The following is a 1,280-nucleotide window of genomic DNA, read 5'->3' on the forward strand; positions in this document are numbered from 1 at the left end:
TGTGGGACTGGTCGGGAAATTCGACGGTCGGGTCCTTGAGCCAGTGCAGGATTTCTCGCCGTACCGGGTGTGCCAGGGCTTTTATTATTTCGTCGAGATTCATGGTCATGATGTGGGCTCGTGATGTTTAAAACGCTATATCGCGATGAGGCGAACTTTAAATCGGTATTTCGCGATATACAAATATGATTTTGCTCTCATCCGCTCACATTTCGGTATATCGAGTTATAACGATATGTTGAGTGTAACAAGACAAGGGGGCAGTGCTAAGCTGCGCCCATGAACTATCTCGCACATCTTCACCTCGGTGGTCAGCGTCCCGGTCAATTGCTCGGCAGTCTGTATGGCGATTTCGTCAAGGGACGGCTGCAAGGGCAGTTCGCTCCGGAAATCGAGGGGGCCATCCAACTGCACCGCAGCATCGACGTGTTCACTGATCGCCATCCGCTGGTGGACGTCGCGTTGTCGCGTTTCTCCCTGACCCGTCGACGCTACGCGGGGATCGTGCTCGACGTGTTTTTCGACCATTGCCTGGCCCGGGACTGGACGCTGTATGCCGACCGGCCTCTGGCGTTGTTTACCTCGGACGTTTACCAGGTTTTGTCCAGCGAACGACAACTGCCGGAGCGGCTGGCGAAGATTGCGCCGCACATGGTGGCCAATGACTGGTTGGGGTCRTATCAGGAATTCGAAGTGCTGGAGCAGGTGTTGCGCGGGATCTCGCGGCGCCTGACCCGGCCGGAAGAGCTGGCGGCAGCGATGCAGGAATTGCGGCGGTTGTATGAACCGTTGAGCGAGGACTTCAGGTTGTTCTACCCGCAACTGCAGGCATTTGCCCGGAACTATCCAACAACATAAAACCACTGTAGGAGCGAGCCTGCTCGCGATTGCGGTCTGTCATTCAGCATCATCGTTGAATGTTAAGCCGCTATCGCGAGCAGGCTCGCTCCTACAGGGGCTATGTGCTTACGCTGCAATTGCGGGGCGCATCGGTGCTCGCTGAGGTTCAACAACAGCGCCAAACAACACCTTCTGCACCGCCTGCTGCGCTTCGAACGCCAGTGCAGCACGTTCCCGACCTTCGCAAGCGATTGGCTTCAGCAAGTGAATCTCCACACCGCCACGGTCATTGCTGAACAGGCGCATCAAGTGCGAGAGCAGATCATCGTCGCCAATGAACGGCGCCAGCGCGCAAGGCTCGCCGTCACGCACATAACGAATCGCCACCGGCTGCAGCGCCACTTCGGAATCGATGGCGGCGGACAGCAGGCGACCATGGA

1 protein-coding gene and 2 pseudogenes are annotated in these 1,280 nt (G+C 57.2%); 1 reads left to right on the top strand and 2 read right to left on the bottom strand.

Features of this window, described 5'->3' with window-relative positions:
* Positions 1–109: pseudogene (locus ACXRVY_RS29730) on the bottom strand (transcriptional regulator); the annotation flags it as partial.
* Between the two features lie 170 nt (positions 110–279).
* Between ACXRVY_RS29730 and ACXRVY_RS29735 the strand changes: the two are divergent.
* Complete coding sequence (locus tag ACXRVY_RS29735; protein WP_223463815.1) at positions 280–858, top strand: acyl carrier protein phosphodiesterase; 579 nt, start codon at positions 280–282, stop codon at positions 856–858.
* A gap of 108 nt (positions 859–966) precedes the next feature.
* Here ACXRVY_RS29735 and ACXRVY_RS29740 read toward each other — a convergent pair.
* Positions 967–1,280, bottom strand: a pseudogene (locus tag ACXRVY_RS29740) (1-acyl-sn-glycerol-3-phosphate acyltransferase); the annotation flags it as partial.

Source organism: Pseudomonas sp. P5_A2_2, assembly GCF_054177685.1.